The 24,052-nt window shown below is 59.2% G+C and carries 24 protein-coding genes and 1 pseudogene; 14 read left to right on the top strand and 11 right to left on the bottom strand.

Annotated elements, in window-relative coordinates:
- The first annotated feature begins 229 nt into the window (after window positions 1–229).
- From ACYZT0_RS22775 to ACYZT0_RS22750, 6 genes are all read left to right on the top strand, one after another.
- Window positions 230–1,363, top strand: coding sequence for a branched-chain amino acid ABC transporter substrate-binding protein (locus ACYZT0_RS22775; RefSeq protein WP_462043096.1), 1,134 nt, complete (start codon window positions 230–232; stop codon window positions 1,361–1,363).
- A gap of 169 nt (window positions 1,364–1,532) precedes the next feature.
- The gene (locus ACYZT0_RS22770; RefSeq protein ID WP_462043095.1) at window positions 1,533–2,447 is read left to right on the top strand and encodes an ABC transporter permease subunit; all 915 of its coding nucleotides are present in this window, start codon (window positions 1,533–1,535) and stop codon (window positions 2,445–2,447) included.
- A 3-nt stretch (window positions 2,448–2,450) separates the two neighbouring features.
- Complete coding sequence (gene livM / locus ACYZT0_RS22765; RefSeq protein ID WP_462043094.1) at window positions 2,451–3,734, top strand: high-affinity branched-chain amino acid ABC transporter permease LivM; 1,284 nt, start codon at window positions 2,451–2,453, stop codon at window positions 3,732–3,734.
- Window positions 3,731–4,603 (top strand): ABC transporter ATP-binding protein, encoded by an 873-nt coding sequence (locus ACYZT0_RS22760; RefSeq protein ID WP_462043093.1) that lies wholly within the window; start codon window positions 3,731–3,733, stop codon window positions 4,601–4,603. Before livM ends, ACYZT0_RS22760 begins: the two co-directional genes overlap by 4 nt.
- A complete protein-coding gene (locus ACYZT0_RS22755) occupies window positions 4,600–5,316 on the top strand; it encodes an ABC transporter ATP-binding protein (protein WP_462043092.1) in 717 nt (238 codons plus the stop codon). The genes ACYZT0_RS22760 and ACYZT0_RS22755 overlap by 4 nt, the downstream gene beginning before the upstream one ends.
- 730 nt (window positions 5,317–6,046) lie before the next feature.
- Entirely contained in the window at window positions 6,047–6,814 is a 768-nt protein-coding gene (locus tag ACYZT0_RS22750) for an SDR family oxidoreductase (protein ID WP_056746308.1), read from the top strand.
- A gap of 93 nt (window positions 6,815–6,907) precedes the next feature.
- On the opposite strand, the gene ACYZT0_RS22745 is transcribed toward ACYZT0_RS22750, so the two are convergent.
- Window positions 6,908–8,035 (bottom strand): AGE family epimerase/isomerase, encoded by a 1,128-nt coding sequence (locus ACYZT0_RS22745; protein ID WP_462043091.1) that lies wholly within the window; start codon window positions 8,033–8,035, stop codon window positions 6,908–6,910.
- Between the two features lie 175 nt (window positions 8,036–8,210).
- Here ACYZT0_RS22745 and ACYZT0_RS22740 point away from each other — a divergent pair, with 175 nt between their 5' ends.
- Window positions 8,211–9,380: an IS4 family transposase gene (locus ACYZT0_RS22740; RefSeq protein WP_462041955.1), complete on the top strand. Its 1,170-nt coding sequence runs from the start codon at window positions 8,211–8,213 to the stop codon at window positions 9,378–9,380.
- A gap of 132 nt (window positions 9,381–9,512) precedes the next feature.
- On the opposite strand, the gene ACYZT0_RS22735 is transcribed toward ACYZT0_RS22740, so the two are convergent.
- From ACYZT0_RS22735 to ACYZT0_RS22710, 6 genes are all read right to left on the bottom strand, one after another.
- A complete protein-coding gene (locus tag ACYZT0_RS22735; protein ID WP_462043090.1) occupies window positions 9,513–10,085 on the bottom strand; it encodes a HupE/UreJ family protein in 573 nt (190 codons plus the stop codon).
- 35 nt (window positions 10,086–10,120) lie between these two features.
- A complete protein-coding gene (gene ureG, locus ACYZT0_RS22730) occupies window positions 10,121–10,735 on the bottom strand; it encodes an urease accessory protein UreG (protein WP_449645011.1) in 615 nt (204 codons plus the stop codon).
- A gap of 23 nt (window positions 10,736–10,758) precedes the next feature.
- A complete protein-coding gene (locus tag ACYZT0_RS22725) occupies window positions 10,759–11,433 on the bottom strand; it encodes an urease accessory protein UreF (protein ID WP_462043089.1) in 675 nt (224 codons plus the stop codon).
- Window positions 11,430–11,930 (bottom strand): urease accessory protein UreE, encoded by a 501-nt coding sequence (gene ureE / locus ACYZT0_RS22720; RefSeq protein WP_462043088.1) that lies wholly within the window; start codon window positions 11,928–11,930, stop codon window positions 11,430–11,432. The genes ACYZT0_RS22725 and ureE overlap by 4 nt, the downstream gene beginning before the upstream one ends.
- 301 nt (window positions 11,931–12,231) lie before the next feature.
- On the bottom strand, window positions 12,232–12,864 hold the full coding sequence (locus tag ACYZT0_RS22715) for a TetR family transcriptional regulator (protein WP_462043087.1): 633 nt from the start codon (window positions 12,862–12,864) through the stop codon (window positions 12,232–12,234).
- 156 nt (window positions 12,865–13,020) lie between these two features.
- Window positions 13,021–13,449: a hypothetical protein gene (locus ACYZT0_RS22710; protein ID WP_462043086.1), complete on the bottom strand. Its 429-nt coding sequence runs from the start codon at window positions 13,447–13,449 to the stop codon at window positions 13,021–13,023.
- Window positions 13,450–13,835: 386 nt separating this feature from the next.
- Between ACYZT0_RS22710 and ACYZT0_RS22705 the strand changes: the two genes are divergently transcribed.
- Entirely contained in the window at window positions 13,836–15,911 is a 2,076-nt protein-coding gene (locus ACYZT0_RS22705) for an AsmA family protein (RefSeq protein WP_462043085.1), read from the top strand.
- A 130-nt stretch (window positions 15,912–16,041) separates the two neighbouring features.
- On the opposite strand, the gene ACYZT0_RS22700 is transcribed toward ACYZT0_RS22705, so the two are convergent.
- Window positions 16,042–16,572, bottom strand: a complete 531-nt coding sequence (locus ACYZT0_RS22700) for a ferritin-like domain-containing protein (RefSeq protein ID WP_462043084.1) — start codon at window positions 16,570–16,572, stop codon at window positions 16,042–16,044.
- A gap of 128 nt (window positions 16,573–16,700) precedes the next feature.
- On the bottom strand, window positions 16,701–17,615 hold the full coding sequence (locus ACYZT0_RS22695) for a LysR substrate-binding domain-containing protein (protein ID WP_462043083.1): 915 nt from the start codon (window positions 17,613–17,615) through the stop codon (window positions 16,701–16,703).
- A gap of 110 nt (window positions 17,616–17,725) precedes the next feature.
- Here ACYZT0_RS22695 and ACYZT0_RS22690 point away from each other — a divergent pair, with 110 nt between their 5' ends.
- The 3 genes from ACYZT0_RS22690 to ACYZT0_RS22680 all read left to right on the top strand — a co-directional run bounded on the left by ACYZT0_RS22690 (window position 17,726) and on the right by ACYZT0_RS22680 (window position 19,670).
- Window positions 17,726–18,364: an FMN-dependent NADH-azoreductase gene (locus ACYZT0_RS22690; RefSeq protein WP_415773054.1), complete on the top strand. Its 639-nt coding sequence runs from the start codon at window positions 17,726–17,728 to the stop codon at window positions 18,362–18,364.
- Window positions 18,365–18,670, top strand: a complete 306-nt coding sequence (locus ACYZT0_RS22685; RefSeq protein WP_462043082.1) for a DMT family transporter — start codon at window positions 18,365–18,367, stop codon at window positions 18,668–18,670.
- A gap of 109 nt (window positions 18,671–18,779) precedes the next feature.
- On the top strand, window positions 18,780–19,670 hold the full coding sequence (locus ACYZT0_RS22680; RefSeq protein WP_462043081.1) for an alpha/beta fold hydrolase: 891 nt from the start codon (window positions 18,780–18,782) through the stop codon (window positions 19,668–19,670).
- Between the two features lie 88 nt (window positions 19,671–19,758).
- Here ACYZT0_RS22680 and ACYZT0_RS22675 read toward each other — a convergent pair whose 3' ends face one another.
- Entirely contained in the window at window positions 19,759–20,646 is an 888-nt protein-coding gene (locus ACYZT0_RS22675) for a DMT family transporter (RefSeq protein WP_462043080.1), read from the bottom strand.
- A gap of 88 nt (window positions 20,647–20,734) precedes the next feature.
- Between ACYZT0_RS22675 and ACYZT0_RS22670 the strand changes: the two are divergent.
- From ACYZT0_RS22670 to ACYZT0_RS22660, 3 genes and pseudogenes are all read left to right on the top strand, one after another.
- Window positions 20,735–21,019: pseudogene (locus ACYZT0_RS22670) on the top strand (helix-turn-helix domain-containing protein); the annotation flags it as partial.
- A 64-nt stretch (window positions 21,020–21,083) separates the two neighbouring features.
- A complete protein-coding gene (locus ACYZT0_RS22665; RefSeq protein WP_462043079.1) occupies window positions 21,084–21,389 on the top strand; it encodes a PsiF family protein in 306 nt (101 codons plus the stop codon).
- 237 nt (window positions 21,390–21,626) lie between these two features.
- Complete coding sequence (locus ACYZT0_RS22660) at window positions 21,627–22,640, top strand: AI-2E family transporter (protein ID WP_462043078.1); 1,014 nt, start codon at window positions 21,627–21,629, stop codon at window positions 22,638–22,640.
- Window positions 22,641–22,693: 53 nt separating this feature from the next.
- Here ACYZT0_RS22660 and ACYZT0_RS22655 read toward each other — a convergent pair whose 3' ends face one another.
- Entirely contained in the window at window positions 22,694–23,968 is a 1,275-nt protein-coding gene (locus ACYZT0_RS22655; protein ID WP_462043077.1) for an Hsp70 family protein, read from the bottom strand.
- Window positions 23,969–24,052 lie beyond the last annotated feature (84 nt).

Here is a 24,052-nt window from a genome sequence, read left to right as displayed (position 1 = left end):
TGGCGCCGCGGTTGCAATGATGGCGCGCTCGGGTTGCGCCTTTAAAAATAAATGGTTTCACCTTCCGCGGTTTAGACGGTTGCACGCCCAATGAAAATGGGATCAAAACAGTCGAAATAACAATAAAGCAGCGACTTTTTTCAGAATAAAAAACCGATGGCACGACCCTTGCTCTGAGCATTCAGTGAAGTCGCAGTGCCAACTAAAAAAAACCTTGGAGCACCACCTCATGTCCCAGACGTTTTACAAGAAAGGCTTTTTGGCCCTCGCAGTGGCAACTGCGTTGGGCGTGTCTGCGTTTGCACAGGCTGATGTGAAAATCGGTGTGGCGGGGCCGATGACAGGCGCCAACGCGGCATTTGGCGAGCAGTACATGAAGGGTGCACAGGCTGCGGCCGATGCGGTCAACGCAGCGGGCGGCGTAAACGGGGAAAAAATCGTACTGGTCAAGGGCGATGACGCCTGCGAACCGAAACAGGCTGTGACGGTCGCCAAGGACCTGACCAACCAGAAAGTCGCTGGCGTAGTCGGTCACTTCTGCTCCTCCTCGACGATCCCGGCTTCGGAGATCTACGACGAAGCGGGCATCATCGCGATCACTCCAGGCTCCACCAACCCAGCCGTTACCGAACGCGGCCTGGGCGCCATGTTCCGTATGTGCGGGCGTGACGACCAGCAAGGTATCGTGGCCGGCGACTACATCGTCGACGTGCTCAAAGGCAAGAAAGTCGTGGTTCTGCACGACAAAGACACCTACGGCCAAGGCCTGGCGGACGCCACCAAGGCTCAATTGGTCAAGCGCGGCGTAACGCCGGTGTTGTACGAAGGCCTGACCCGCGGCGAGAAAGACTTCAGCGCCGTGGTGACCAAGGTCCGTGCGGCCGGTGCCGATGTGGTCTACTTTGGCGGCCTGCACCCGGAAGCCGGTCCACTGGTTCGCCAACTGCGTGAACAGGGCCTCAAAGACGTCAAGTTCATGTCCGATGACGGCATCGTGACCGACGAGTTGGTGACCACCGCCGGTGGCCCGCAGAACGTTGACGGCGTGTACATGACCTTCGGCGCCGACCCACGCCTGCTGCCAGACAGCAAAACCGTAGTGGACGAGTTCCGCAAAAAAGGCACCGAGCCTGAAGGCTACACCCTGTACGCCTACGCTTCGGTCCAGACCCTGGCGGCTGCCTTCAATGGCGCCAAGTCCAACAAGGGCGAAGAGGCTGCCAAATGGCTGAAAGCCAACAAAGTTCAAACCGTGATGGGCGAGAAGACCTGGGACGCCAAGGGCGACCTGAAAGTCTCCGACTACGTGGTTTACCAGTGGGACAAGGACGGCAAATACCACCAACTGGAAAAACAGAAGTGATATGAATTGCTGATTACCCGGCGCCTTGTGCGCCGGGCAATCAATCAACATGTCCGTGCAGTACCTGTCTTTTCTCGTAGAGTTGCACAAACCGTGTTGCGTCGGCGGCTGAACCCCGGTCCGTCGTACCCGGCTTCTGTGCAGTCTCTCAAATGCGTGAGATTGCGTTATGGATGGTATTTTCCTGCAGCAACTGGTCAACGGCCTGACCCTCGGGTCGGTCTATGGCCTGATCGCCATCGGCTACACAATGGTCTATGGCATCATCGGCATGATCAACTTCGCCCATGGCGAGGTTTACATGATCTCTGCGTACCTCGCGGCGATCAGTCTGGCTCTGCTGGCTTACTTCGGTATTGAATCCTTCCCTCTGCTGATGCTCGGCACACTGGTCTTCACCATCATCGTCACGGCGGTGTATGGCTGGGTCATCGAGCGCGTCGCCTACAAACCGTTGCGCAACTCCACACGACTGGCACCGCTGATCAGCGCCATCGGTATTTCGCTGATCCTGCAAAACTATGCACAGATCGCCCAGGGCGCCCGTCAACAAGGCGTACCCACCCTGCTGACCGGTGCATGGCGCGTTGATGTAGGCACAGGCTTCGTCCAGCTCACCTACACCAAGATCTTCATTCTGATCGCAGCGTTTGCCGGGATGGCCCTGCTGACCTACGTCATCAAGTACACCAAGCTCGGCCGTATGTGCCGCGCCACCCAGCAAGATCGCAAGATGGCCTCAATTCTGGGGATCAACACCGACCGGGTGATTTCCTATGTGTTCATCATCGGTGCAGCGATGGCGGCCCTGGCCGGCGTGCTGATCACCATGAACTACGGCACGTTCGACTTCTACGCAGGCTTCGTCATCGGGATCAAAGCGTTCACTGCCGCGGTACTCGGCGGGATCGGTTCGCTGCCTGGCGCCATGCTCGGTGGGATTATTCTGGGGATCTCCGAATCACTGTTCTCAGGTCTGGTGAACTCGGACTACAAAGACGTTTTCAGCTTCTCGCTGCTCGTTCTTGTTCTGGTCTTTCGGCCTCAAGGCCTGCTCGGCCGTCCTCTTGTGTCGAAGGTGTAAGCGATGTCTTCAACCACTAAAAAAACCATTGATATCAAAAGAAGCCTGGTTGACGCGATTCTCGCCGGCCTTGTGGCCCTGATTGTGTTCGGCCCGATTGTCGGCATCGTCCTCGACGGCTATGGCTTCAACCTGCAGCCGACACGCGTGGCATGGATTGTCGCCATCGTCATGGCTGGCCGCTTTGCCTTGAGTCTGTTTCTGCAAACCCCGAAGGGTCTGAGAATTCTCGAAGGCTTTGAAAGCACCGGCTCCGGGGTTCATGTACTGCCGCCTGATTACAAATCCCGGTTGCGCTGGATCATCCCGCTGTTGATCGTCATTGCCGTGGTGTTCCCGTTTTTCTCCAACTCCTACCTGCTGGGTGTGGTCATCCTCGGGCTGATCTACGTTTTGCTGGGCTTGGGTCTGAACATCGTGGTCGGCCTGGCTGGCCTGCTCGACCTGGGTTACGTGGCGTTCTACGCCATCGGTGCCTACGGTCTGGCGCTCGGTTACCAATACCTCGGTCTGGGCTTCTGGACGGTGCTGCCGCTAGCGGCGATCACTGCTGGCCTTGCCGGATGCATCCTCGGTTTCCCGGTGCTGCGCCTGCACGGTGACTACCTGGCGATCGTGACGCTGGGCTTCGGTGAAATCATCCGGTTGATCCTCAATAACTGGCTGTCCCTGACCGGCGGCCCGAATGGCATGGCCGCTCCGTTGCCAACCTTCTTCGGCATCGAGTTCGGCAAAAGGGCGAAAGAGGGCGGGGTGCCGTTCCATGAGTTTTTCGGCATTGCCTATAACCCGGACGTGAAGTACTACTTCATTTATGCGGTGTTGTTCCTGGTGGTGCTGGCCGTGCTGTACATCAAGCACCGCTTGACCCGCATGCCGGTCGGTCGCGCCTGGGAAGCCTTGCGTGAAGACGAAATCGCTTGCCGCTCCATGGGCCTGAACCACGTACTGGTCAAACTCTCGGCGTTCACCATCGGTGCATCGACGGCCGGTCTGGCGGGCGTGTTCTTCGCCACCTACCAAGGCTTCGTCAACCCGACCTCGTTCACCTTCTTCGAATCGGCATTGATCCTCGCCATCGTCGTACTCGGCGGCATGGGCTCGACCATCGGCGTGGTGATTGCGGCATTTGTGCTGACCGTCGCCCCGGAACTGCTGCGTGGTTTCGCGGAATACCGCGTACTGTTGTTCGGCGTCCTGATGGTGTTGATGATGATCTGGCGACCGCGCGGCCTGATTCGGATCAGCCGTACCGGTGTGACACCGCGTAAAGGAGTAGCGCCATGAGCGAAGTCGTACTCTCGGTCGAGAAGCTGATGATGCACTTCGGCGGCATCAAGGCGTTGAACGATGTCAGCCTGAAGGTCAAACGCAACTCGATCTTCGCCCTGATCGGCCCCAACGGCGCCGGCAAAACCACCGTGTTCAACTGCCTGACCGGGTTCTACAAAGCCTCGGGCGGCAAGATCGAACTCAACGTGCGTGGCGAGCAGACCAACGTCATCCAATTGCTGGGCGAGTCATTCAAACCGATCGATTTCGTCTCGCCGAAATCCTTTGCCACTCGGCTGTTCTACAAGATGTTCGGCGGCACCCACTTGGTGAACCGTGCTGGCCTGGCGCGGACGTTCCAGAACATTCGTCTGTTCAAGGAAATGTCGGTACTGGAAAACCTGCTGGTGGCCCAACACATGTGGGTCAACCGCAACATGCTGGCCGGGATCCTCAACACCAAGGGTTATCGCAAAGCCGAAAGCGATGCGCTGGACCATGCGTTCTACTGGCTGGAAGTGGTGGACCTGGTGGATTGTGCCAACCGTCTGGCCGGTGAGCTGTCCTACGGTCAGCAACGCCGTCTGGAAATCGCCCGGGCCATGTGCACCCGGCCGCAGATCATCTGCCTCGATGAACCGGCCGCCGGCCTCAACCCTCAGGAAACCGAAGCGCTGAGCGCGATGATCCGGCTGCTGCGCGACGAGCACGATCTGACCGTAGTGCTGATCGAACACGACATGGGCATGGTAATGAGCATCTCCGACCACATTGTGGTGCTGGACCACGGCATCGTCATCGCCGAGGGCGGCCCCGACGATATACGCCATGATCCGAAAGTGATTGCAGCCTACCTGGGCGCCGACGAAGAGGAATTGGTATGAGTAAACCCATCCTCGAACTCAAGGAGCTGGACGTGTTTTACGGGCCGATCCAGGCCCTGAAGAAAGTCTCGCTGCACATCAATGAAGGTGAAACCGTCAGCCTGATCGGCTCCAACGGTGCCGGCAAATCTACCCTGCTGATGTCGATTTTCGGTCAGCCGCGGGCGGCTGACGGGCAGATCATTTATCAGGGTGTGGATATCACTCACAAGTCATCCCACTACATCGCATCCAACGGCATCGCTCAATCGCCGGAAGGCCGGCGGGTGTTCCCTGACATGACGGTCGAGGAAAACCTGCTGATGGGGACCATTCCTATCGGTGACAAGTACGCCAAGGAAGATATGCAGCGCATGTTCGAGCTGTTTCCGCGGCTCGAAGAACGGCGAACCCAGCGGGCCATGACCATGTCCGGCGGCGAGCAGCAAATGCTCGCCATCGCCCGTGCGCTGATGAGCCGGCCCAAATTGCTGTTGCTCGATGAGCCGAGCCTGGGATTGGCGCCGATCGTGGTGAAACAGATCTTCGCGACCCTGCGGGAACTGGCGAAAACCGGCATGACCATCTTCTTGGTGGAGCAGAACGCCAACCACGCCCTCAAACTGTCGGACCGGGCGTATGTGATGGTCAACGGCGAGATCCGCCTCACGGGCACCGGCAAGGAACTGCTGGTTAACGAGGAAGTGCGTAACGCCTATCTCGGCGGTCACTAAACGGCTGAGCGCATAAAAAACGCCCTGACGAATCCACGTCAGGGCGTTTTTTTATGCCGGTCGTAAAGGGTTTTTGAAATTGTGGAAAACAATATTCACAAGCTCTCAAAGCGCGACATAAAGCCGCTGCAAATAGTTGTTTTATCACGGTTTTGACTTGTCCCCGTTTGCTGTGGAGCTGGCTGTGAATAAGGTGGGAGTAGCTGGCTGAAAGCCTTTGAAACCGTGGCTTGCAGAGTTGTGGTTGTTTTTTGATCAGGCGTTTTTGCGAGACCGTGAGCGGGCTTTGTCAACCTTTTTGTTGATGACGAAAGTAGGCCGAAATGCGCTGACGCTGCCTGTGGATAAGTCTGTGGTTAAACTCTGGAAGGACTCGGCTGAAGGCCGTAGTTACTGGCTTCGCGCCATCGTCGGTACGGCCGGTCAATCGTGCAAAATGCCATGGGCTACACAGCCGGCGCTCCAGGGTCAAGCAAAAAAATTTCCAATTTGCCCGCAAAGCCTTGTGCACAGCGGCTTACAGCTTTTCCAGTTGCCCCCGGAAACTGTGGACCGGCCTGTGGATAAGGTGCGCGCACATGGCTGAAAGCCACGGTGTGTAAGGTGTGGCAAAGCTTGGTCGTTTTTTGTACAGCGTCTACGGTAGTTGCCGCTGCGGGCAAGGCCGGGCATGCTGCCTGCTGATTTTCTATTCCAGTGGCTGCCGATCAGCCGAAGCAAGGAGAACACGATGTCCAACACCCTGTTTATTACCGGCGCGACCTCCGGTTTTGGTGAAGCCTGCGCCCGTCGTTTTGCCGAGGCTGGCTGGAAACTGGTGCTGACCGGCCGTCGTGAAGAGCGCCTCAATGCGCTGTGCGCCGAGTTGTCGAAGCAGACCGAGGTCCATGGCCTGGTGCTCGACGTGCGTGATCGCAAGGCCATGGAGGAGGCGATTGCCAACCTGCCGCCGTCCTTTGCCAAACTGCGCGGGCTGATCAACAACGCCGGCCTGGCCCTGGGCGTTGACCCGGCGCCCAAGTGCGACCTTGACGATTGGGACACCATGGTCGATACCAACATCAAAGGCCTGATGTACAGCACTCGTCTGTTGTTGCCACGCCTGATCGCTCACGGTCGCGGCGCCGGCATCGTCAACCTTGGCTCCATCGCCGGCAACTACCCGTACCCGGGCAGCCACGTGTATGGCGCGAGCAAAGCATTCGTCAAACAGTTCTCCCTGAACCTGCGCTGCGACCTGCAAGGTACGGGCGTGCGGGTCAGCAACATCGAGCCGGGCCTGTGCGAAAGCGAGTTCTCGCTGGTGCGTTTCGCCGGTGATCAGGAGCGTTATAACGCCACCTACGCCGGTGCGGAGCCGATTCAGCCGCAAGACATCGCCGACACCATTTTCTGGGTGCTCAATGCCCCGGCGCACATCAACATCAACAGCCTGGAACTGATGCCGGTGAGCCAGACGTGGAGCGGGTTTGCGATTGAGCGTAATGCCAAGGCTTAAGACCGCGTAACGGCCATCGCGGGCAAGCCTCGCTCCTCCATGTCCACGGTGATTCTGTAGGAGCGAGGCTTGCCCGCGAAGGAGATTTCTCGGTCAGCGAAGATAGTCGACCAGCCCGCGATAGCAGGTTGCCAAGTGATAAGGCGTGGTCGATGGCATGTCCCGACGGGTCACGTCGCCGTTCTCATCACGACATTCATGCCAGCCACCGGCATGCAGAGAATGTTGCTGCAACGCCTGCAACTGGCGCAGAACCGCGGTCTCGCTGTCTGGCCGTAAGGTCAGGGCGCGCAGGTATTCAGCCTGGGCCCAGATGCGTTGGGTGCCATCTTTGGAGTGGCCATCCAGATCGAGCATTGCCCGCACGGCGCCGGTCCGTTGATCGACGCCCAGTTGCTCGGTGTACGCAAATGCACGCTCCAGCGAAACATGCAGTGTCGAACCGCGCAGCAACGAAGACGACTCCAGCAGGAAATACCACTCGAACTGATGCCCCGGTTCAAACCAGTTATCCACAGCACCCAGCGGTTTCTCCATCAACACACCGTGTTGCGGATCGATAAAACGCTTCTGCATGGCTGTGCATAACTCGACGAGCGCGTCTTGCACGACAACGTCTTCTCGCACCGACAGCGTGGCGAGGAAGGCTTCGGCCAAGTGCATCAGGGGATTTTGCAGCGGCCCGGTCTTGAGCGAGGACCCGTCACGGTCGAGGCTGGCTTCGTACAGGCCGTCGCCTGTGGCAAAGCGCTGTGCGACCACTTCCAGTGCGGCGTTAAGCGCCGACTCCACCCGCGGCTCGCGGACTTTATCCCAGTAATGGGCGCAGGCGAACAGGATGAAGGCGTGCGTATAGAGGTCTTTGCGCTGATCCAGCGGCGCGCCCTGCGGGTCGATGCTGTAGAACCAGCCGCCATGCTCGGCATCGTGGAAATGCTGCTGCAAGGAACGGAACAGCGCTGCGGCGCGCTCTTCGGCGGCGGGTACCTGGCCGATCAGGCTGGAAAACAGGTAGAGCTGCCGCGCGCAGGCCATGGCCCGGTAGCGTTGGGGAGGCAACGGTTGATGCTCGGCGTCTAGCGCCTCATAGGGCAGCGCCATGTCGGCATTCCAGCCGGGGCCTTGCCAGAGCGGCACGATCACGTCCAAAAAGTGCTGTTGCACCGCGGCAAACAGAGCGGTCAATTCAGGCTGGGAGGCGGAGCGGGAAACAGGCGGCATTGGCTGGCGTCGTCACGGCAGGGTTAATTGCGCGACATGTTAGCAGAGTGAACGCGTCGATCGTTCCCACGCTCTGCGTCACTAGTGTCCGGTAAAAAACGAGGGGGGAGCTTGCTCCCTCTTGCTGTTGGCGGCTGTGAGGCATAATCGGTTTTTTCAGACTCGATTTTGACTTATGTTTTCCAGCACCCGTTTAAGCCAACTACTCAGTGCGATCCCGCGCCAGTTTTTCCAGCAATCCATCGAAACACACCAAGCTGATCGCTACGTCAAACGCTGCACGACCTGGCAATTGCTGGTGACACTGATCAGCGGCCATTTGACCCGAGCCTCAAGCCTGCGATCCTTGGCGACTATCTCCGAAAATTTCGGCCCGCATAGCTACCATCTTAATGCCGGCCCTATTGCCCGCTCGACAATGTCCGATGCCTTGAACAAGCGTGACTACCGGCCATTACAGGACCTTTGTGGGTACCTGATGAGCGCCGTCAGCCGCCAGCAGCGCAAGGAGGTCGGGGCCATGGTTAGCCTGATTGACTCCACGTCGATCACCTTGCGCGGACCTCACTTCGATGGCTGGACAGCCGCGACGAAAACCCGCATCACCCAAGGCCTCAAAGTGCATGTCGGGCTGGATCTGGCGCAGCTGGCCCCGGTGTACGTGAACATTACGCCTGCCAACGTCAACGACCTGAGCGATGCACTGGAAATGCCGATCCAGACCGGCATGACGTATGTTTTCGACAAGGGCTACTGCGATTACAACTGGTGGCACGAGTTGCAGACCAAAGGTGCTTTTTTCGTCACCCGCCTGAAGAAAAACGCCAATATCAAAGTGCTGCATGAGCACTCGACCGTGACTGAGCAAAGCTCGGTCATGACCGATGAAGTCGTCCAGTTTGGCAAAAAGCATTTGGCCGGCAAACGCCTGAACGACTATTGGGAAAAGTCGGTAAGACGCGTCGTGGTTGAGCGCGAGGGGCATGCGACGCCGTTAGTTCTGGTGACCAACGACTTCACGAGGACAGCTGAAGAAATCGCGTCCTTGTACAAAGATCGTTGGCAGATCGAGCTATTTTTCAAGTGGATCAAACAACATCTGAAGCTCAAACGCTTTTATGCCTACTCCGAAAATGCGGTGCGTTTGCAGATTTACAGTGCCTTGATCAGCTATCTGTTACTGCAAATACTCCATCGTCGCTCAGGATTTACCGGCTCGTTGTTCGAACTGACGGTTCGCATAGTTCATGTCCTGTTTGAACGGCCCGGAACCCCAGTATTGAGGGATCGACGAAGGCAGGAGCGAGAAAAGTTGAAGGCTGCCCAAGGCAGCCTTCAACTATGAAGCATGTTTACCGGACACTAGTGACGCTCTGCGTGGGAATGCAGCCCGGGACGCTCCGCGTCCCTTTCGAAGCGGACGCGGAGCGTCCAATGAGGCATTCCCACGCGGAGCGTGGGAACGATCACGGTCGGCTTAGCCCGCCAGCAACCACACGCCAGTCGCTGCCGAAGCTGCACCCGCCAGTCGAACCAACGGCGCCGCTGCTCGAGGCAACACCCGCACTACGGCGTAACCCAATCCATGCAACGCAGCCGTCGCTGCCACAAAACCTGCGGCATACGCCCAGGGGCTCGACATGTCCGGCAATTCCAAACCATGGGCCACGCCGTGGAACAGCGCAAATAACGCCGTCGCCAGCACCCCCAGGCTCAACGGTGGACGCACTGCCAACGCCACCGCCAGACCCAGCGCCAGCACCGACGCCGCAATCGCGCTTTCCAGCGCCGGCAGGTTCAACCCTTCAAACCCCAGCAACCCGCCGATCAGCATGATGCCGACGAACGTAGATGGCAGCGCCCAGCGTGCAGCGCCTTTCTGCTGCGCGGCCCACAAACCGACCGCAACCATCGCCAGCAAGTGATCAAGGCCACCGATCGGGTGGCTGATGCCGGCGATCAAACCGTTGTCGCCGTGCCCCGGGTGGGCGAAAGCGATGGCTGGGGTCAGCAGCAGGGCCATGGCGCCCAGAATGCGTTTAAGTGTCATGGATAAGCGTCCTTGTTGATAAAAGTTGATCGTGTTCACGCCGCTGTCAGCAGGCCCTGGCGTTCGATGAAGGCGATGATCTCTTCCAGGCCCAGACCGGTTTTCTGGTTGCTGAAGACGAATGGCTTGCCGTTGCGCATGCGTTGGGTGTCGCTGTCCATCAACGCCAGCGACGCACCCACCAGTGGCGCGAGGTCGACTTTGTTGATCACCAGCAGATCCGATTTGCAGATGCCCGGCCCACCCTTGCGCGGCAGCTTGTCGCCGGCCGAGACGTCGATCACGTAAATGGTCAGGTCGGACAGTTCCGGGCTGAAGGTCGCCGACAGGTTGTCTCCACCGGACTCCACAAGGATCAGGTCCAGTCCCGGAAAGCGGCGGTTCAGTTGATCCACGGCTTCGAGGTTGATCGAGGCGTCTTCGCGAATCGCCGTGTGCGGGCAGCCACCGGTTTCCACACCGATGATTCGCTCCGGCGCCAGGGCTTCGTTGCGCACCAGAAAGTCGGCGTCTTCGCGGGTGTAGATGTCGTTGGTGACCACCGCCAGGTTGTAGCGGTCGCGCAGCGCCAGGCACAGGGCCAACGTCAGTGCGGTTTTGCCGGAACCGACCGGGCCGCCGATGCCGACGCGCAGAGGTTGTGTGTTCATGTGATTCTCCAAAATAAAAGGCCCTAGGAACGGAACAGACGGCTGTACTGGCGCTCATGGGCCATGCACGCCAGGGACAGGCCGAAAGCAGCGCTGCCATAGTGTTCGGGGTTGATTCGGGTGGCGTTCTGCTGAGCCTCTTGCAGCAGCGGCAGCAGTTCGCTGGTCAGGCGTTGAGCGGCTTGCTGGCCCAGCGGCAGGGTTTTCATCAGCACCGCCAGTTGGTTTTCCAGCCAACTCCAGAGCCACGCCGCCAGCGCATCCTGCGGGCTGATAGTCCACGCGCGAGCGGCCAGTGCCCAGCCGAGGGCGAGGTGCGGCTCTGGGCGTTGTGCAAGAAAGGCGCGGGCCGGCGCATCAAGCTCCGGCAAACCGTTGAGCAGTTGTTGCAAGGAATAGCCCATCTGCCGACTCTCCTGATGCAGCTCCCGGGTTTCTCGGCTGGCGCGATGTTCTTCGCAGCGTTGCAGCAGTTCGCCCCAGTTTTCCTCGGCTGCGGCCACGCAATGAGCGAGCAGCAGTGGCGCCTCGAAGCGTGCCAGGTTCAACAGCAACTGATCGCTGATCCAGCGCCGCGCACTGTCGGAATCGCTGACGCGGCCGTTATCCACCGCCATTTCCAGGCCCTGGGAATAGCTGTAGCCGCCAATCGGCAGCTGTGGGCTGGCCAGACGCAACAGCGCCCAGGCTGGGTTCATAAACGTACGCCGAACTGGTGCAGTTTCGGCGGGTAGTTGAAGTCTTCATCGCCGTGGCGCGAATGGTGATGGCCGCCGCCATAGGCGCCGTGTTCCGGCTGAAACGGCGCTTCGATGTTTTCGACCTTGGCATCAAGCTGTTCGAGCATGGCCTTGAGCACGTAGTCGTCGAGCAGGCGCAACCAGCCATCACCGACTTGCAGGGCGACGTGGCGGTTGCCGAGGTGATAGGCCGCGCGAGTCAGTTCGAAAGCATCGGCGCAGGTGACGTGCAGCAGTTGTTCGGCTCGGGCGCAGACGCGGACGATGCGCCCGTCTTCGGCTTGCAGGTACTCACCGTCGTACAGCGGTGGCTGACCGCGCTCCAAAAACAACCCGACGTCTTCACCCTCGGCACTGAAGCAGCGCAAACGGCTTTTGCTCCTGGCTTCGAAGGTCAGGTGCAACTCGGCGGCCCAGACGGGTTGAGGGTCGATTCTGCGATGAATCACCAGCATCGGAAAGCTTCCAGCAATGGACAATGCTTAGGCTAGAGCAAGGGGCTTGCCAACCGGGTGATACGTAGGAAATGCCTGTCGGAGCTCAGCAAGTGCTTCAGGACGCTGCGGCGATTTGGATGAATTTGGTGCGTACCTTTTTCGGCTGCACCAAGTTGAGGCTAGGGTTTCAAGATCGTTCCCACGCTCTGCGTAGGATGCGAGCCAGTGACGCTCCGCGTCACATACCGGAGCGGACGCAGAGCGTCCATTGAGGCGTTACCACGCGGAGCGTGGGAACGATCATCAGTGACAAAGGTGGTTACTCAGTACTACCGAGCCCTTGCCAATGCTTGAGGCCGATAAAGATGAAGCGCAACTGCTGAGTGATTTTCGCCTGCGGCGTCAAGTGCTCAGGCAATGCCTGCGCCGGTGGATCAATGATGTCGGGCAAGGTCGCGAACACGCTTTTGACGATCAGGTCGGCCATGACGCTCAGGCCCGCGATGTCCAGGTGTTGCAGTTTCGGCATCAAGGACAAGTCGGCCGCCAGGTCCGAGCTGATGTCTTCGCGTAAACGGCCGATGGCCAGCCGCACCGGCAGCGAACCACCGTACTGCTCGCGGGCGAGGAACAGGAACTGCGATCGATTGGCCGTGACCACGTCGAGAAAGATCCGCACCGAGGCGTCGATGATGCCGCCCATGACGAATTCGTTGTGGCGCACCAGGCGAATGGTTTCGCGGAAGGTCTGACCGACTTCACTCACCAGTACCAGGCCGAGTTCATCCATGTCGGCGAAATGCCGGTAGAAACCGGTGGGTACGATCCCGGCGGTTCTGGCGACTTCGCGCAGGCTCAGGCTGCCGAATCCTCGGCCGCATTCCATCAAGTGGCGGGCAGCCTCCATCAGGGCGTTGCGGGTCTGTTGTTTCTGTTCGGCGCGGGGCAGCATCGCAAGGGTGTTTTCTGAATAGGACAGCGGCGCACTCTAGCAAATCGGCTTTGCCGGCGTCGAACGACTATCGGGGGATCAAGCGGGGAAGTGAGGCATCTATAACGTTAAAAGCCCAATCCGGGGATTGGGCTTTTTTTCAGGGCCGCCATGGGCTTAGCTCAAAGCGCTGTTACGTTCGATGACACGGTCACCACCACCTTCGGCTAGAGTTTGACCTTGTGGGGTACGGTCGGAACCGTCAGCAGCCAGGGTTTGGCCTTGTGGAGTACGATCGGAACCGTCAGCAGCCAGGGTTTGGCCTTGTGGGGTACGGTCGGAACCGTCAGCAGCCAGGGTTTGGCCTTGTGGAGTGCGATCGGAACCGTCAGCAGCCAAGGTTTGGCCTTGTGGAGTACGGTCCGAACCATCTTGGGTGATCAGACCTTTTTCTTTCAGGCGATCATTGCCACCTTCGGCAACGGTTTGGCTAAACACCGAGTGGCTGGACTTCACTTGCGGAGTAGCCTGGTCAACAGCTGGCAGGGCAAAAGCTGTGCTGGCCAGCATCGAGAGGGTAAGGCTAAGCAGTAATTGGCGTTTCATGATTGGGTGCTCCGTAGGAGGGCGATAAAATGGGTACGAGGGCAATGCTACTCTCGATAAGTTGATATAAAAGTTCATAAACGCAATGGTAATAATCAACGGAATTGATTGTTCCGCTGTAGCGCTCTAGAACGGGCGTTTCCGTCGAACGTTTTTGCACTGAGATGGGTATTTTCGACCCCACCTTCGGCTCGCAAAAGTGCGGGTCGGTAACGCCGGATGAGGGAGCAGTGTGTCCCCGACCGATTATTTGAGCGTTAAGCGGCATTTCGGTTAAACCTGCGCGCCATTTCCCAGTCCTAGATTCCATGGCAGGCCGGTTCTGGCCTAACGTTTCAAACGTGCGTCGCAGTCAGGGCGCTCAGTCGTATCAGGAGCCCTGTGCAATGACGCGCACTCGTAAAATATTTATCTGGACCATCGCCAGCCTCGTTGTCCTGCTGGCCGTACTGGTTCTGATCATCGTGTTCTTCGATTGGAACCGGATCAAACCACCGCTTAACGCCAAAGTTTCCGAAGAGCTGCACCGCCCGTTCGCCATCAACGGCAACCTCGCGGTGGTGTGGCAGCGTGAGCCCGACGAGGGCGACTGGCGCGCCTGGGTGCCGTGGCCGCATGTCGTGGCGCAAGACTTGAGCCTGGGTAATCCGGACTGGTCGAAGACACCGCAGATGGTCACCCTCAAACGCGTCGAGCTGCGCATCTCGCCCCTGGCCTTGCTGGCGCAGCGCGTGGTGATCCCGCGTATTGACCTGACCGAACCGAATGCCGACCTCCAGCGCCTGGCCGACGGCCGTGCAAACTGGACGTTCAAGTTCGATCCGAAAGACCCGAACGCCGAGCCTTCAAACTGGGTACTGGATATTGGTGCGATCGGCTTCGACAAGGGGCACGTCACCCTCGACGACCAGAGCCTGAAAACTCAGCTCGATGTGCTGATCGACCCGCTGGGCAAACCGATTCCGTTCAGCGAAATCGTCGGCAACAAAGCGGCGAAAACCGCGCAGGAGAAGGGCGCTACGCCTCAGGATTACGCGTTCGCCCTAAAGGTCAAAGGCCAGTACCACGACCAGAAACTCGCGGGCGAAGGCAAGATCGGCGGCCTGCTGGCCTTGCAGGACGCGGCCAGACCGTTTCCGCTTCAGGCTCAAGTGAAGATCGCCGACACCAGCGTCGAACTGGCCGGCACCCTCACCGATCCACTGAACCTCGGTGCCTTGGATTTGCGCTTGAAACTGGCCGGCACCAGCTTGGGCAATCTTTACCCGCTGACCGGCGTGACCCTGCCGGACACACCGCCGTACGCGACCGACGGGCACTTGATCGCCAAGCTTCATGAAGCGGGCGGCGCGGTGTTCCGTTACGAAGAATTCAACGGCAAGATCGGTCAGAGCGACATTCATGGCAGCCTGGCCTATGTCGCCAGCCAGCCGCGACCGAAACTCAGCGGCTCATTGCTATCCAATCAACTGCTGTTTGCCGACCTGGCCCCGCTGATAGGCGCCGATTCCAACGCCAAACAAAAGGCCCGCGGCGGCGAGAGCAAGCAGCCGGTTGACAAGGTGTTGCCGGTCGAGGAGTTCAAAACCGAGCGCTGGCGCGACATGGACGCCGACGTCGAACTCACCGGCAAGCGCATCGTCCACAGCGAAAAACTGCCGTTCAACGATCTTTACACTCACTTGGTGCTCACCGACGGCGTCCTTAGTCTTGAACCCCTGCGTTTCGGCGTGGCCGGCGGCAACCTGGATGCTCAGATTCGCCTCAATGGCCGAACCGAACCGTTGGAAGGCAAGGCCAAGCTCACCGCACGCAAATTCAAACTCAAGCAGCTGTTCCCGACCTTTGAACCGATGAAAACCAGCTTCGGCGAGCTCAATGGTGATGCTGACATCGCCGGTCGTGGCAACTCGGTGGCCAAACTGCTGGGCAGTGCCAATGGCAATTTGAAAATGCTGATCAACGATGGCGCCATCAGCCGCGAGTTGATGGAGCTGGCCGGGCTCAACGTCGGCAACTATGTGGTGGGCAAGATCTTTGGCGACAAGGAAGTGAAGATTAACTGCGCCGCCGCCGACTTCGACATCAAGACTGGACTGGCGACCACACGTCTGTTCGTCTTCGATACCGAAAACTCGATCATCTACATCGATGGCACGGCAAACATGGCGACTGAGCAACTGGACCTGACCATCACCCCGGAATCCAAGGGCTGGCGATTGATTTCGCTGCGTTCGCCGCTTTATGTGCGGGGCAAATTCATCAAGCCTGATGCGGGTGTGAAGGCGGTGCCGCTGATTTTGCGTGGAGCGGGAATGGTGGCGTTGGGTGTGATTGCCGCACCGGCGGCAGGATTGCTGGCGCTGGTGGCACCGAGCGGTGGCGAACCGAATCAGTGTGCGCCGTTGCTTGAGCAGATGAAGGCCGGCAAGGCGCCCGTTACCGTCAAACCAACCAAGTAATTCGTTGGTGGAGATCGTTCCCACGCTCTGCGTGGGAATGCCTCAATGGACGCTCCGCGTCCGCTCTTGGGACGCAGAGCGTCCCGGGCTGCATTCCCACGCAGAGCGTGGGAACGATCAGTCACAGGGACTAAAGGCCTTTCAGAAGGTCGGCCATGTCATCGGCATGCTCTTCTTCCTGCGCCAGGATGTCTTCGAAGATGCGCCGTGTGGTCGGGTCTTTCTCGCCGACGTACTGAATGATCTCGCGATAGCTGTCGATGGCAATTCGCTCGGCGACCAGGTCTTCGTAGACCATCTCTTTAAGTGAATTGCCGGCCACGTATTGAGCGTGGGAGTTTTTCGACAGCAGGTCAGGGTTGAACTCCGGCTCGCCACCCAGTTGCACGATACGCTCGGCCAGTCGGTCGGCGTGTTGGGCTTCCTGGGTCGCGTGTTCGAGGAATTCGTCGGCGGCGACCTGGGCTTTCAGGCCGCTGGCCATAAAGTAGTGGCGCTTGTAGCGCAACACGCAGACCAGTTCGGTGGCCAGCGATTCATTGAGCAGGCGCAGCACTTCTTCACGGTTGGCGCTATAGCTTTCGGTCACCGCGCCGTTCTCGACGTTCTTGCGGGCACGTTCGCGAAGGGTAGTTACATCGGACAAATGCATGTCGCTCATCTCGATCTCCTGGAGGCTAATCCGGTTTGCGTCACCCTCTATAGCAGTGATCGCTACCTAGGGTGTGAGTGATGAGCACAGCGAAAAGTTTTATGTAATTTGGCAATCGCCAGCCTGGCGCGAAGCAATCACGCCAGGGCATGCCTGGACAGCAACGCCTCCTCGCGCAGCCAGGCAAAAAACGCCCGGACCGGCGGATGTCGTTCACGTCCCGGCACGCAGAGGGCGCTGTATCCGGCGCCATCAACCTGGATTTCGCCCCGATACGCCACCAGCAAACCGCTGGCCACGCTCTCGGACACCAGAATATTGCTCGCCAGTACCAGGCCTTGCCCGGCAATCGCCGCTTGCAGGGCGTAATGTTCCTCGTCGTATTCACGGACCGCTGGCTGCCCCGCAAGCCAGGACTCGCCGGACTGCGCGCACCAGGCCTCCCAGCCATGGGCGTACAGCTTTGAGTTATGCCAGCGCACGCTGATCAGCGTCGGCGCTCGACTGGCGGCGAGGGTAACTTGCTCGGGTGAGCCATAGACGCCGAAGGATTCGTCGAATAGACACAGGCCATAAAGGTTCGGGTAATCATCGAGGCTGTAGCGCAGCACCAGATCGACGCTGGCGTCCTGATGCAAATCGATGACTTCGCAATGGGTATCGAGCCGCAGGCTGATGTTCGGGTGCCGGGCGTAGAACCGACCCAGCCGCGGCACCAGCCATAACGCGGCGAACGCGGCGGTCGTGGAAATCGTCAGGCTCGCGCCGCTGCGTTGCGGGCGCAAGGTGTCGACACTTTGCGCCACTTCAAGCAAAGCACCGTGCAAGCTGTGGAACAGCCGTTCGCCACAGTCAGTCAGGCGAACTTGCCGTGGTAACCGCTCGAATAATGGCACGCCGAGCCAGGTCTCCAGCGAACGAATCTGATGGGAAACCGCCGTCGGCGTCACCGAGAGCTCTTCGGCGGCTGCCTTGAAGCTCAGCAGGCGCGAGGCGGATTCAAAGGCGCGCAGGGCAGTCAGCGGCAGTGAAGCAAACATTGAAAACTCCATGGATGAAATGAATTCATCCAGACTGATTTTTGCTCATTTGAAGAGGGTCGGCCACGCGATTCAAGCTGCAAGCCACAAGCAGTTTGAGTTTAGTCCTTGAGGAGATACAGATGAGTACAATTCTTGCCGTGCACGCCAGCCCCCGGGGCGACCGCTCTCACTCCCGGCGCTTGGCCGAGGTATTTCTGTCAGCCTGGCAGGCGGCCAATCCGCAGTCGCACCTGACCCGTCGCGAAGTCGGTCGGGCGTTGATTCCGCCGGTCAACGAGGCTTTTGTGGCCGCCGCGTTTTACCCCGAGCCCGATGCGCGGCCGCTGTCGATGCAGGCCGACCTGGCGTTCAGCGATGAACTGGTGGGCGAATTGCTCGGTCACGATTTATTGGTGATCTCAACGCCCATGCACAACTTCAGCGTGCCCAGCGGCCTCAAGGCCTGGATCGATCAGATTGTGCGGTTGGGGTTGACCTTCAATCACACCCTGGACAACGGCGTGGCCCAATACGAGCCGTTGGTGCAGGGCAAAAAGGCGTTGATCGTCACCAGTCGCGGCGGGTTCGGTTTCGGGCCCGGTGGGGAGCTTGAGGCGATGAACCATGCCGATCCATTGTTGCGAACGGCGCTGGGGTTCATCGGCATCACCGACATTACGGTCGTGGCCGCCGAAGGCGAAGAATCCGAGGCGCGCACCTTCCAGATCTCCGCAGCCGAGGCCGAGCAGCGTTTGCTGGCGCTGGCCAGGGAGTTCTAGATGGCCTGGTTGTTTTTGCTGATCGCCGCTGGCTTCGAAATTACCTTTGCCATGGGCATGAAGTACGCCGAAGGCTTCACCCGGCTCTGGCCGTCGATGATCACCGTGGTAGCCGCGGTGGCCGGGATTTATTTCCTGACCCTGGCCATACGCGAGTTGCCGGTGAGCATCGCTTACCCGATCTGGACCGCCATCGGCTCACTGGGCACGGTGTTTCTCGGGTTTGCGCTGCTCGGCGAAAGCCTGACGGCAGTCAAGTTGGTGTCGGTCGGGTTGATTGTGGCGGGGGTGGTGGGGCTTAAGTAGGGCGGGATGTCATAGACTGGTCGTCGAGTTGTCATCTTCGATGCCGATGCTTGGCTGATCTCTTGCTTTCAGCCTTGCGTCACCTCATCGATCACAAGGAAGTTCGCCCATGTCGCAAGGTTCCGCCACGCGTTACCCGTTAGTGCTGGTTCCGGGAATGCTCGGGTTTATCCGTCTGCTGCTCTATCCGTACTGGTACGGGATCATTTCGGCGTTGCGCCGCGGTGGGGCGACGGTCATTGCGGTGCAGGTCTCGCCGCTCAATTCAAACGAGGTACGTGGCGAGCAATTGCTGGCGCGGATCGAGGAGATTCTGCGCGAAACCGGGGCCGAGAAGGTCAACCTGATCGGCCATAGCCAGGGCTCGCTCACCGCCCGTTACGCCGCCGCCAAGCGCCCGGATCGGGTGGCTTCGGTGACGTCGGTGGCCGGGCCCAATCACGGTTCAGAACTGGCGGATTACCTGCACACACACTCTCCGGGAGACAGTGCCAAGGGACGTTTGCTCACCGTTTTGCTGCGGTGGATCAGTGCGCTGATGAGCGTGTTGGAAACCGGTTATCGCGGTCCGAAATTGCCGGTTGATATCCATGCCTCCCATCATTCACTGACGACTGAAGGCGTGGCGCTGTTCAATCAGCGTTATCCACAGGGCTTGCCTGAAACCTGGGGCGGGCACGGGCCGGAAGAAGTCAACGGGGTGCGGTATTACTCCTGGTCCGGGACCTTGCAGCCGGGGAAAACTGATCGGGGACGTAACCTGTTCGATGGGACTAATCGCAGTTGCCGGTTGTTTGCCAAGACCTTCGTTAGAGAAGTCGGGCATTGCGACGGGATGGTCGGGCGTTACAGCTCGCATCTGGGAACGGTGATTGGTGATGAGTATCCGATGGATCACTTCGATATCGTCAATCAGTCATTGGGTTTGGTGGGGAAGGGCGCGGAGCCGATTCGGTTGTTTGTCGAGCATGCGGCGCGGCTGAAAGCGGCCGGGGTTTAGACCGCGTTATCGTTCTTCGCGGGCAAGCCTCGCTCCTACATGACATCGATCCCTTGTAGGCGCGAGGCTTGCCCGCGAAGACGTCGTCTCAGGCAACACTAACCTTACGACCGAGCACGGCGGTCCAGCGCTCGGAAAGAATCACCCCACCCAGCGTCAACATCCCGCCTACCAAGTGATACATCGCTAACTGCTCATGCAGCACCACCGCCGCAATCAGCGCGGTAATCAACGGCAGCAGATTGAAAAACAACGTGGTCCGGCTCGGCCCCAGGCGGATCACGGCCTGCATCCACGCCAATGGCGCGAGCATCGAGGCCAGCAGGCAGGCGTAAAGCACCAGCGGAATGTTCTGCAGCGTCGGGCCGATCTTCGGTGAGGCGAGGAATAGCGGAAACAGCACCACCACGGCCACCCATACCTGCAAATACAGCAACACCAGCGGCGGCAACCGCAGCTGCCATTTTTTCAGCAGCGTGCTGTAGATCGCGTAGGCCAACGTGGCGATCAGCATCATGGCGTCACCCAGGTTCACCCCGTGCTCAAGCAGCGCGCCGAGGCTGCCGGACGAGACGACCACCAAAACCCCCGCGAACGACAGCACTGCACCGGCCAGTGCTCCAGCGGTCAGGCGCTGGCCGAGGCTGACAATGGCCATGGTCAGTGACATCAACGGCATCAGCGACAGGATGATCCCCATGTTGGTGGCCGAGGTCAGGGTTGCGGCGAAATACGCGAGGCTTTGATAAACCGCCATGCCGAGCACGCCGAGGATGAAAATCTTGCCCAGGTTCGGGCGGATCGCCGGCCAATGGTCGATTACCGGTTTGAGCATGAACGGCGTGAACAGCAATCCGGCCAGTAGCCAGCGGTAAAAACCGATCTCGGCGGGGAAGATTGCCCCGGCTGACATTTTGGTGATCACGGTGTTGCCGGCCCAGATGAAAATGGCCAGCAGGGGATAAGCGTATTGCATGGGAAAAACCAGAGCGTTAATGAGGGGTGATTATCGCCTGTCTGGATGCAAGCTTATACTTCGATCCAGACAACCTGCCCCTGATGACGGACATAACCGCCCCTTGGCGGAGTGGGCCGCGCAGATTCATGTCAGCGAACGCACGCTGGCGCGGCGGTTCGTGCGTGAACTGGGCATGAGTTTTGGCGAGTGGCGGCAGCGGTTGCGGTATCTGGCAGCCATCGAAGCACTGGACAGCCACCGCAGCATTCAGGACATCGCTTTCGACACGGGTTACAGCACCGGTTCAGCGTTTATCGCGATGTTTCAACGCCAGGCAGGGTGCACGCCGGAACAGTATCGACGCAGCCACCTTGAGAGCAGGAAGGTGTAACAGGCGTTGTCTACACTCCAGAGCGAGGCCGTGCTCCTCGGTGCGGCAACAAGGAGAAAACTCCATGAAGATGTTGCGTGTCCCTTTGTTGATGATGGGTTTGCTGCTCTGCTCCCAAGGATTTGCCGCCACTGCTCAACAGAACAAGATGACCACCTGCAATGCCGACGCTACCGCAAAAACCCTCAAGGGCGATGAACGTAAAGCCTTCATGAGCACGTGCCTGAAAGCGACGCCGGCGGCCAACGACGCAAAAGCGTTGACCCCGCAGCAGGAGAAGATGAAAACCTGTAACGCCGATGCGGCGACCAAAGCGCTCAAGGGTGACGAGCGCAAGACCTTCATGAGTGATTGCCTGAAGAAAAAATAAGCACCGGGAAGGGGATATGTGGGGGCTGTGAGGGCCGCTTCGAGAGCAAGCCCGCTCCCACATTTGACCGGCGTACGCAGTTCCACTGTGGGAGCGGGCTTGCTCGCGAAGAGGCCGGCAAGGACGCTGAAAAAAGTCGCCAGCGCCCCCACTAAAGTCGGCCTACACAATCCCTAGTGCTGGCATCAGAACGCTGGCAGACTGCCAATCCTTTTACGCCGTTTGTTTTGAGGCTGTATGCCAACGTTTTCTCAACGCCAAGTCTTGCTGTTAATCAGTTGGGTCATCATTTTCGGCGGTTTGTTGCTGGTGATACCGCTGCGGTTGCTGCCCAGTCTGCTGGCCGGGTTGCTGGTGTTCGAGCTGGTCAACATGCTCACCCCGCAATTGCAGCGGCTGATCGAAGGTCGGCGTGCGCGCTGGCTGGCGGTGGCGTTGTTGGGGACGTTAGTGGTCAGTGTGTTGACGCTGATCTTTGCCGGTGCCATCAGTTTTCTGCTGCACGAAGCGGAAAACCCCGGCGCTTCTCTCGACAAATTCATGGGCGTAGTTGATCGCGCGCGCGGGCAACTGCCGCCGTTCATCGACGCCTATCTGCCCGCCAGCGCCGCCGAATTCCGCGTGGCAATTGGCGAGTGGATGAGCAAGCACCTCAGCGACTTGCAGTTGGTGGGCAAGGATGCGGCGCACATGTTTGTGACGCTGCTGATCGGCATGGTACTCGGGGCGATCATTGCCTTGCAGCGCGTGCCGGACGTGACCAAACGCAAGCCATTGGCCGCCGCGCTGTTCGACCGCTTGCACCTGGTGGTCCAGGCGTTTCGCAACATCGTGTTCGCCCAGATCAAGATTTCCCTGCTCAACACCTTCTTCACCGGAATTTTCCTGGTGGTGGTTCTGCCGATGTTCGGGATCAAGCTGCCGCTCACCAAAACCCTGATCGTACTGACCTTCCTGCTTGGCTTGCTGCCGGTGATCGGCAACCTGATGTCGAACACGCTGATCACCATCGTCGGCTTGTCGCTGTCAATCTGGGTCGCCCTGGCGGCGCTGGGTTACCTGATTTTTATCCACAAGCTCGAATACTTCCTCAACGCGCGCATTGTCGGCGGGCAGATCAGTGCCAAGTCGTGGGAGTTGCTGCTGGCGATGCTGGTGTTCGAGGCCGCGTTCGGCCTGCCGGGGGTGGTGGCAGGGCCGATTTATTACGCGTATCTGAAGAGTGAGTTGAAGCAGGTGGGGATGGTTTGATCAGGTAGGTATCGATCGTTCCCACGCAGAGCGTGGGAACGATCACTGCGGGATCAGTCCATGTTGCCGTAACGCTTCATCGCCTCAATCGCCAAGCCACTGCCGATACTGCCGAAGATGTTCCCTTCCACATGCTGCGCGTTCGGCAACATCGCCGAGACGCTGTTACGCAGTGCAGGAATTGCGCTCGAACCACCGGTGAAGAACACCGTGTCCACCTGATCAACGCGTACGTTAGCGTCGTTCAGCATTTGCGTGACGCTGTTGCGTACGCGCACCAGCAGGTTGTCGATGGCCGACTCGAACAGTGCACGGCTCAACTCCACGCTCAAACCCGGTTCGATGCGGTCCAGCGGTACATGGCGGCTATCGGCGTGGGTCAGCTGGATCTTGGTTTCTTCCACTTCCATGGCCAGCCAGTGACCGGCGCGTTGGTCGATCAGCTTGAACAGGCGATCGATGCCGCCGGTGTCTTCGATGTCGTAGCGCATGCTGCCCAGCGACAGGGTCGACTTTTGCGAGTACACCGAGTTGATGGTGTGCCAGGTCGCCAGGTTCATGTGGTGGCTGGTCGGCATGTAAGCGCCGCTCTTCATCCGGCTGCCGTAGCCGAACAGCGGCATCAGGCCTTGCAGGCTCAGCTGCTTGTCGAAATCGGTCCCGCCAATGTGCACGCCACCGGTGGCGAGGATGTCATCGTGGCGGTTGTCGTGGGTACGGCGTTCAGGGGACAGGCGCACCAGCGAGAAGTCGGACGTACCACCGCCGATGTCGACGATCAGTACCAGCTCTTCTTTTTCGATGGTCGACTCATAGTCGAATGCCGCCGCAATCGGTTCGTACTGGAACGAAACGTCCTTGAAACCGATGGCCCGGGCCACGTCCACCAGGGTGTTTTCGGCTTCCTGGTCGGCCATTTCATCGTCATCGACGAAGAACACTGGACGACCCAGCACCACTTCCTCGAACTCCCGACCGGCGGCGGTTTCGGCGCGTTTCTTCAGCTGGCCGATAAACAGCCCGAGCAAATCCTTGAACGGCATCGCGGTGCCGAGGACGCTGGTGTCGTGCTTGATCAGCTTGGAGCCCAGCAGGCTTTTGAGCGAGCGCATCAACCGGCCTTCATAGCCTTCCAGGTACTCGTGCAGCGCCAGGCGGCCGTACACCGGGCGGCGTTCTTCCATATTGAAGAAGACCACCGAAGGCAGGGTGATCTTGTCGTCCTCCAGCGCGATCAGCGTTTCCATGCCGGGGCGCAGCCAGCCGACGGTGGAGTTGGACGTGCCGAAGTCGATACCACAGGCACGGGCTGGAGATGCGTTTTTCATGTCTTTCGAGTTCCGGTTAAAAAACGGCCGCGCAGTGTATGTCAGTGCGGCGCAGATTCGAAGGCCGACTATCCGCTAAATCTC

It is taken from the genome of Pseudomonas sp. ZS1P83 (assembly GCF_054897825.1).
Note: the sequence above shows the minus strand (reverse complement) of the source record. Positions and strands in the feature narration are given on the sequence as shown.